The organism is Klebsiella sp. AqSCr (assembly GCF_008452795.1).
Lineage (GTDB): Bacteria > Pseudomonadota > Gammaproteobacteria > Enterobacterales > Enterobacteriaceae > Klebsiella > Klebsiella pneumoniae.
This window is the reverse complement of the sequence record NZ_MJDM01000007.1, coordinates 88,348-96,494: the sequence shown is the minus strand read 5'-3', so window position 1 is coordinate 96,494 and position 8,147 is coordinate 88,348. Positions and strand designations below refer to the sequence as shown.

Sequence of the window (8,147 nt, the reverse complement as noted above, 5' to 3'; positions counted from 1 at the left end):
GAATCCATGTCACTTTGAGTGCCCACACAGATTGTCTGATAAATTGTTAAAGAGCAGTTGCAACGCGGCTTTCAGCTCACCGTTGCGAGGTCCCGTATAATACGTTTTCCTCATTCAGAGTCAAGCCCTTATTTTGCTTTTCTCTGTCAGTTTTTAGCGCTGAACTTCACCGCTAAAACCCTGCTGACCCGGCGGCTTGCTTGCCGTTGTTCCGTGTCAGTGGAGGCGCATTATAGGGAGTTCTGAGACGTTGACAAGCCCTGTTTTCAAAAAATTATTCAACCGTCTCTTTTTTGTGCAAAACGCCCTTAGAGCGGTAATTTTTCCAGCGTCGAGAAGCCATAGCGACGCAGAACGGGTAAAAGCTGTTCTGTTTCTGCCGTCAGCGCCATGCAGAATGCTTTATTCTCGTCGCTGGACTTCGCATCCGGCGCTTCATGCTCTAACAGCCAGGCGGTGCGACGGGCAATCGCCGCGCCAGAATCGATCAGCCGCGTGCCTTCCGGCAGAACGCGCTGCAGCTCCTCCTGTAAAAGAGGAAAATGGGTGCAGCCCAGCACCACCGTATCCGGCGGCTCCTGCATCCGCAGCCACGGGCGCAGGATACGGCGCAGCTCTTCTAACGGCACAGGCTCGCCGTGCAGCTTCGCTTCCGCCAGCTCCACCAGCTCCGCCGACCCCAGCATTTCAATCCGACATTCATTGGCAAAGCGGTCGATCAGCTCACGGGTATAAGGACGCTTTACGGTACCGCGCGTCGCCAGCAGGCCAACAATGCCGTTCGCCGTTAAACGGGCGGCGGGCTTGATCGCCGGCACCACGCCAACGACGGGGAAAGCGAACTTTTCACGCAGGGCAGGCAGGGAGACGGTACTGGCGGTATTGCAGGCGATCACCGCCAGCGCCAGGGGATAACGCTGCTGGACAGCAGTGACGATTTCCACAACGCGCTCAACGATAAACTCCTCGCTCTTCTCGCCATAGGGGAAGGCAACGTTATCGAAAGCATAGATGTAATGCAGATTCGGCAGCAGCTGCCGAATCTCATTATAAACCGACAACCCACCGACGCCGGAATCAAACACCAGCACGGTGGGACGTGGATCAGAAGGTGTAGCTGCCAGACAAGGTGTATTCCCGTCCTGCAGATTGGTAGCCATAAACTGTCTCGTAATCTTTATCGAACAGGTTGGCTATTTTACCACGAACTGTCAGGTGTGAGGTGACGGGATACGATAAACCGACATCCCAGAGGCTCAACCCACCCATATTGACGGTACGCGAGTTGTCGTAGTCATAATCGTAACGCTTGCCGATGTAGTGATACGTCACATCCCACCCCAGATCGTAGACCTGGCCGTTCAGCTCGTATTTCACCTGCTGCTTCGCCCGGCGATAGAGGATCTTATTGGTTTCATCATCGCGAGGGTCAACATACTGCAGCGTCAGATGGTGCTCCACCGGCCCGGTGGTTATATTCCCCGTCCACTCCAGCCCCTTAATCGTCGCCGACTTGACGTTGTAATAGGCGTTGTTGTCGTAATCGATGAGGTTTTGAATCTCATAGCGATACGCGGAGAGGCGCCAGTCGACCGGCCCCGTTAACCCTTCAAGGCCCGCTTCCCATTGCTTCGACTCCTCTGGCTTCAGATTCGGGTTAGAGGCGATGCCAAAGCGTTCTGCACCGTACTGCTGCCCGAGGGAGGGGGCGAGGAATCCTGTGCCGTACGAGAGCGTTGTCCGATAACCGTCGATAAATTCCCAGCCTGCGGCCGTCTGCCAGGTACCGTGCCAGCCAAACTGCTCGTCATGATCCTCACGGCCGGAAGCTTCCAGCGTCACGCTGTCAATCTGCTGCTGTCCCGTCAGATAAAGACCGGTGGTGTCACGCTTATACACGTCGGTACTGGTCGTTCCGCTGGATTTCAGCTTCTCTTGTTTCCAGTCAACGCCGCCGCTCACTGCCCCATGGCCTACCACAACATTATTTCCCCACTGGATATAGCGCTGTTCCATATCATCCAGGGTGGTGCCCGCGGCATAGCGGCCAGCGTCGCTGCTGTAGTTGTAATCTTTGATGCGCTGATAGTTAGCAATCAGCTGGGAGGAGTAAATTCCGGAGTGGTAGTGCAGACCGGTATCCCAGGATTGGGTATAGGATTGATCTTCATCGTTTCCACCTGCGTAGCCCCAGTTACCCTGGTCATAGTCAGCGTTGGCGGAATAACCATAGCCGCGGAAGAACCCCGAGAAGTTGTCATCGAACTGATGCTGTACCCCGCCCCACAGCATTTTATTGCGGTAGCCGTCGCGATCGCTGTCGCCGCTGTAAGAGGAATTCGGCTGGACGTTAAACCCTTTGGTGGTCTGATAGGCGCCAGCAGCGGTAACCAACGTATCGCCAAACCGCTTGTTAAAGGCGCCGTCATAGGACTGATAGCCGTTCGTACCCGCGCCGGCGTTGATCTGCGAACGCTCAGCGTCGGTCATGGTGATGATGTTCACCACCCCGCCGATCGCTCCGGAGCCGTACACCGCGGAGCGCGGGCCGCGGATGTATTCCACCCGCTGGACCAGTGAGATAGGGATCTGACTGATATCTACGCCGTTGGAGATCCCCGGACGCGCCATCGGCACACCGTCGATCAGCACCAGCACGTGACGAGCCTCCGTCCCCCGAACATACAGCGAAGCGCTCTGCCCCATGCCGCCGTTGCGGGCAATATCGACCCCGGGAAGACGACGCATGACATCGTTTAAATCTTTGGACTGCCAGCGGTCGATGTCATCGCGCGTCACAATGTCGGTCGGCGCCAGCACGGTATTGACCGGCTGTTGAAAACGGTTTGCTGTCACCACCAACGTATCTGAATTGCTATCCTGCGCCCAGCCGGAAAATGCCGTGACGGATAAGGCCGTCATCAGCGAAGCTTTTTTAATCATTGTAAAAGCATCCGAAACAGAAAAAGGATGCCGCAGGTTTTATCAGTTGCTCGCGACGATAAAACCCAGTGCGACGTATTCCGGCAGGTCTTCGGGCTTGGAGGCTGTTTCAAGAAATAATGACTTCCCACGGCTAGCCGCAGTGTCTGCACCGAGTGCGCTCATTTCTCACCTTCCTTACCGCTGCGCGTCAGCCCCAGATTTCCACTGGGTTCCCTTTTAACTCACAGGACCGGTAGGCGAATGCTACAATCAGAACCATATAGATGTCCAGACTGCTAATTATATTTCCCGCGGCATTCGAGGCTGGACATCCCCGGCGCTTTCCCTACAATCCCCGCGTACTTATTTTATTCAGGATACATCATGACCCCCGAACACCTTCCTACCGAACAATACGAAGCGCAGCTGGCAGAAAAAGTCGTCCGTTTGCAAACCATGATGGCGCCTTTTGCCGCGCCGGTTCCGGAAGTGTTTCGTTCGCCGGTCAGCCACTACCGTATGCGCGCCGAGTTCCGTCTGTGGCACGATGGCGACGATCTGTACCATATTATTTTCGATCAGCAGACCCGGTCGCGGATTCGCGTTGACAGCTTCCCGGCCGCCAGCGCGCTGATCAATCAGCTGATGACCGCCATGCTGGAGGGCGTACGCAACAATCCCGTGCTACGCCAGAAGCTGTTCCAGATTGACTATCTGACCACCCTCAGCAACCAGGCGGTCGTTTCGCTGCTGTATCATAAAAAGCTGGACGATGCCTGGCGTGAGCAAGCGGAGGCGCTGCGTGACGCCCTGCGAGCCCAGGGGCTCAATGTGCATCTGATTGGGCGGGCGACCAAAACCAAAATCGAGCTCGATCAAGACTATATAGATGAACGCCTGCCGGTTGGCGGGCGGGAGATGATCTACCGTCAGGTGGAAAACAGCTTTACCCAACCGAACGCGGCCATGAACATTCAGATGCTGGAGTGGGCACTGGATGTCACCAAAGGGGCGACTGGCGACCTGCTGGAATTGTACTGCGGCAACGGTAACTTCTCGCTGGCGCTGGCACGTAATTTCGATCGCGTATTGGCCACCGAAATCGCCAAACCGTCGGTGGCGGCGGCGCAGTACAACATCGCCGCTAACCATATCGACAACGTGCAGATTATCCGCATGGCGGCGGAAGAGTTTACTCAGGCGATGAACGGGGTGCGGCAGTTCAACCGGCTGCAGGGTATCGATCTGCATAGCTATCAGTGCGAAACCATCTTCGTCGATCCACCGCGCAGCGGGCTGGACAGCGAGACGGAAAAAATGGTGCAGGCCTATCCGCGTATTTTGTACATTTCGTGCAACCCGGAAACGCTGTGTCGCAACCTGGAAACGCTAAGCCAGACGCACAACGTTACCCGGCTGGCGCTGTTCGACCAGTTCCCGTATACCCATCACATGGAGTGCGGCGTCCTGCTGACCCGCAAATAGGCCCAAAAAAACCGGCAATGTCATATTGCCGGTTTTTTTACCGCTGGCGGCTTACTCGGCTGCGGTATCTTTGCGGTTACGCATCTTGTAGCCGATCCAGAAGACCATCGCGACGGACAGAACGGCCGGGAAGAAGTTAGAACCGATATCCGGGTACTCCGCACGCACGACGGTGCTGTACAACAGCACCCCGAGAATAAAAAAGGCGGCGGCCAGGCCCGGTAGCCCAACGGGCATACTGCGATTCTGATAGCGCTGATGCAGACAGTAGACCGTCAGCAGCAGGGATAAAATGGGGAAGACGGAAAACGGAACTATCGAACTGAACAGCGCCGCAAAGGCGCCATTAATGGATAACCCGGCAATCAGCGCCAGCAGCAGCGTACCTTTATCTTGAACTGAGTGTTTCATTGCTCGTCCTTCACGTTATTCGGAATGATGTGACATTTTTTCTTGTTCACGGCGATACCAGTAATACGCGCCTTTCGAGATCATTCGAAGCTGCAGTACCAACCGTTCCTCCAGCTGCCGGCGCTGCTCAGGGCCGACATCCAGCGCTTCCGCGCCAGCGCTAAAAACGATGGTGACCATAGCTTCAGCCTGCGCTTCGGTAAAGGCGCGCGGCATATGGTTTTCGAGTTCTAAATAGTCGGCGAGTTCCGCAATAAAGTGCTGGATCTCGCGTGCGACGGCGGCGCGAAACGCCGCAGAAGTTCCCGAGCGCTCGCGCAGCAGCAGGCGGAAGGCGTTCGGGTTGTTACCGATAAATTCCATAAAGGTGGAGACCGAGGTGCGGATCACGCTGCCGCCTTTGGCTATCCGCTGGCGCGCCTGGCGCATCAGCTGGCGCAGCATCAGTCCGCTCTCATCGACCATCGTCAGGCCCAGCTCATCGACGTCGCGAAAATGACGATAAAAGGACGTCGGCGCGATCCCTGCTTCCCGTGCCACTTCACGCAAGCTCAGGCTGGCGAAACTCCGCTCAGCGCTAAGTTGACTGAATGCCGCTTCCACCAGCGAACGGCGGGTTTTTTCTTTTTGTTGTGCTCTTACGCCCATCACGATGTATGAATCCTTCCAATAGCCCTGCTGGCACTATACCAGAGATTAAAACTAATCGGTTTGCCCTGGATTGTGAATGATTGTTTACGAGCCGTTTCTGCTTTTATGCTGCAAAAAAGCACAACGATAATTGGGTTAAAGCGCAGCGAATGTTATCATCGTGTTTATTTTATGTATAAAACAGGTGAGTAATGCCATGTCACACTCTTGGGATTATGATGCAATAGTGATTGGTTCCGGTCCTGGCGGGGAAGGCGCCGCCATGGGACTGGTGAAACAGGGAGCACGCGTTGCCGTCATCGAGCGCTACCATAATGTCGGCGGCGGTTGCACCCACTGGGGCACCATCCCGTCGAAAGCCCTCCGCCATGCCGTCAGCCGTATTATCGAGTTTAACCAAAACCCCCTCTACAGCGACCACTCCCGCCTTCTTCGCTCTTCTTTCGCCGACATCCTTAACCATGCCGACAGCGTCATCAACCAGCAGACTCATATGCGCCAGGGATTCTATGAGCGCAACCACTGTGAAATTCTGCAGGGCAATGCCCACTTCGTGGATGAGCATACTCTGGCGCTGGAGTGCCATGACGGCACGGTCGAGACTGTGACTGCGGAGAAATTCGTTATCGCCTGCGGATCGCGTCCCTACCATCCGGCGGATGTCGATTTCCACCACCCGCGCATCTATGACAGCGATTCGATTCTCAGCCTGCAGCATGAGCCGCGCCATGTGATCATTTACGGCGCCGGGGTGATCGGTTGTGAATATGCGTCGATCTTCCGCGGCATGGAGGTGAAGGTCGATCTGATCAACACCCGCGATCGTCTGCTGGCCTTCCTCGATCAGGAGATGTCAGACTCGCTCTCTTATCACTTCTGGAACAGCGGCGTGGTTATTCGCCACAACGAGGAGTATGAGAAAATTGAAGGGGTGGATGACGGGGTGATCATGCACCTGAAGTCCGGCAAAAAGCTGAAGGCCGATTGCCTGCTGTACGCTAACGGCCGCACCGGCAACACCGACACCCTGGCGCTGGAAAATATCGGTCTGCAGACCGACAGCCGCGGTCAGCTGAAGGTCAACAGCATGTATCAGACCGCCCTCCCGCACATCTATGCGGTTGGCGATGTCATCGGCTATCCAAGCCTGGCTTCTGCCGCTTACGATCAAGGACGCATTGCCGCCCAGGCGCTGGTGAAAGGCGAAGCCTCAGCGCATCTGATTGAAGATATTCCGACCGGGATCTATACCATTCCGGAAATCAGCTCCGTCGGGAAAACCGAGCAGCAGCTGACGGCGATGAAAGTGCCATATGAGGTGGGCCGCGCCCAGTTTAAACACCTGGCGCGGGCGCAAATCGTCGGTATGAGCGTTGGTACGCTGAAGATCCTGTTCCATCGGGAAACCAAGGAGATCCTTGGCATTCACTGCTTTGGCGAGCGCGCGGCCGAAATTATTCATATCGGCCAGGCGATCATGGAGCAGAAAGGCGGTGGCAACACCATTGAGTACTTCGTCAACACCACCTTTAACTACCCGACCATGGCGGAAGCGTACCGGGTTGCCGCGCTGAACGGCTTAAACCGCCTGTTTTAACGCCTTGTCGAAATGGCCATCCATCGTGCCGCGGATGGCCTCCGCCAGATGTTCATAGCGGCTGCGCAGCGGGGAGCCCGGACGATAAACCAGACCGATGGTGCGTCTTGGCTCTGGCTTAATGCACGGCAGGTAGACTACGCCATCGCGTTTTCTCTCTTGCGGCACCGCCAGCGCCGGCAGCAGGGTAATGCCGCTGCCTGCCGCCACCATATTGCGCAGCGTTTCCAGGCTGGTCGCGCGGAAGTGGGTATCCTCATCCGCCCCCGCTTCAAAGCAGAAGCCCATCGCCTGATCGCGCAGACAGTGGCCATCCTCCAGCATCAGCAGCTTTTCACCGGCCAGATCCGACATCGGCACCCGATCGCGGTTCGCCCACGGATGATCTTCATAGATAGCCAGCATCATCGGCTCATCGAACAGCGGCACCTCGATAAAGGCCTCGCTCTCTTTGACCAGCGCCAGGATGGCGCAGTCGAGCTTACCGCTGTCGAGCTGAGCCAGCAGCTGATGGGTCTGCGCTTCGTGCAGATACATTTCCAGCTTCGGGAAGGTCTGATGCAGCATCGGAATGATGTGCGGCAGCAGGTACGGGCCAATTGTCGGGATCAGGCCGATATGCAGCGGCCCGGACATGGTTTCCCCTTGTTGGCTTGCCATTTCCTTGAGCACTTTTACTTCGCGTAACACGGTACGCGCCTGATCCACCAGCAACAGCCCCGCCTGGGTAAACAGAACCTTACGGCTGGTGCGCTCCAGCAGCATGACGCCAAGCTCATCCTCCAGCTTGCGGATCTGTCCGCTGAGCGTCGGTTGGCTCACATGGCATGAGTCAGCCGCCCGCCGGAAGTGGCGGTGTTCGGCGAGCGCTACCAGGTATTCAAGATCGCGAATATTCATTATTCATCCTCCATCGCCACGATAGTCCATGGCGATAGATAGCATAGCAACGAACGATTATCCCTATCAAGTTTTCTGTTCAATAATACGCCCATAAAGACGGTCTACCTGTGAAAATCACTGACCCGTCACACTGTTTCTCTACCCGAACAACTAAAGCCAACGTGAACTTTTGCGG

At 56.0% G+C, this 8,147-nt stretch carries 7 protein-coding genes and 1 riboswitch; of the genes, 2 read left to right on the top strand and 5 right to left on the bottom strand.

From position 1 onward, the window contains the following. Positions 1–308: 308 nt before the first annotated feature. Entirely contained in the window at positions 309–1,160 is an 852-nt protein-coding gene (murI, locus tag BHE81_RS23390; protein WP_002883026.1) for a glutamate racemase, read from the bottom strand. Next, the gene (gene btuB / locus BHE81_RS23385; protein ID WP_004146288.1) at positions 1,105–2,943 is read right to left on the bottom strand and encodes a TonB-dependent vitamin B12 receptor BtuB; all 1,839 of its coding nucleotides are present in this window, start codon (positions 2,941–2,943) and stop codon (positions 1,105–1,107) included. The genes murI and btuB overlap by 56 nt, the downstream gene beginning before the upstream one ends. Before the next feature lie 64 nt (positions 2,944–3,007). Continuing rightward, positions 3,008–3,195: riboswitch (cobalamin riboswitch) on the bottom strand. Between the two features lie 114 nt (positions 3,196–3,309). On the opposite strand from btuB, the gene trmA reads away from it, so the two are divergent. Continuing rightward, positions 3,310–4,410 carry a tRNA (uridine(54)-C5)-methyltransferase TrmA gene (gene trmA, locus BHE81_RS23380; RefSeq protein ID WP_002883023.1) on the top strand — a complete coding sequence of 367 codons (1,101 nt, stop codon included), beginning with the start codon at positions 3,310–3,312 and terminating at the stop codon, positions 4,408–4,410. A gap of 51 nt (positions 4,411–4,461) precedes the next feature. Here the strand turns inward: trmA and BHE81_RS23375 are convergent, their stop codons facing one another. After that, positions 4,462–4,821: a YijD family membrane protein gene (locus BHE81_RS23375; protein ID WP_002883021.1), complete on the bottom strand. Its 360-nt coding sequence runs from the start codon at positions 4,819–4,821 to the stop codon at positions 4,462–4,464. A gap of 15 nt (positions 4,822–4,836) precedes the next feature. Next, positions 4,837–5,472, bottom strand: a complete 636-nt coding sequence (fabR, locus tag BHE81_RS23370) for an HTH-type transcriptional repressor FabR (RefSeq protein WP_004151856.1) — start codon at positions 5,470–5,472, stop codon at positions 4,837–4,839. Positions 5,473–5,668: 196 nt separating this feature from the next. Here fabR and sthA point away from each other — a divergent pair, with 196 nt between their 5' ends. Continuing rightward, on the top strand, positions 5,669–7,069 hold the full coding sequence (sthA, locus tag BHE81_RS23365; protein ID WP_002883016.1) for a Si-specific NAD(P)(+) transhydrogenase: 1,401 nt from the start codon (positions 5,669–5,671) through the stop codon (positions 7,067–7,069). Here the strand turns inward: sthA and oxyR are convergent. After that, positions 7,052–7,969, bottom strand: coding sequence for a DNA-binding transcriptional regulator OxyR (gene oxyR / locus BHE81_RS23360; RefSeq protein ID WP_002883015.1), 918 nt, complete (start codon positions 7,967–7,969; stop codon positions 7,052–7,054). The genes sthA and oxyR overlap by 18 nt on opposite strands. Positions 7,970–8,147: the final 178 nt, after the last annotated feature.

Coding starts and splice junctions, on each gene's coding strand:
- murI (WP_002883026.1), bottom strand. CDS start 1,160: ATGGCTACCAATCTGCAGGACGGGAATACACCTTGTCTGGCAGCTACA.
- btuB (WP_004146288.1), bottom strand. CDS start 2,943: ATGATTAAAAAAGCTTCGCTGATGACGGCCTTATCCGTCACGGCATTT.
- trmA (WP_002883023.1), top strand. CDS start 3,310: ATGACCCCCGAACACCTTCCTACCGAACAATACGAAGCGCAGCTGGCA.
- BHE81_RS23375 (WP_002883021.1), bottom strand. CDS start 4,821: ATGAAACACTCAGTTCAAGATAAAGGTACGCTGCTGCTGGCGCTGATT.
- sthA (WP_002883016.1), top strand. CDS start 5,669: ATGTCACACTCTTGGGATTATGATGCAATAGTGATTGGTTCCGGTCCT.
- oxyR (WP_002883015.1), bottom strand. CDS start 7,969: ATGAATATTCGCGATCTTGAATACCTGGTAGCGCTCGCCGAACACCGC.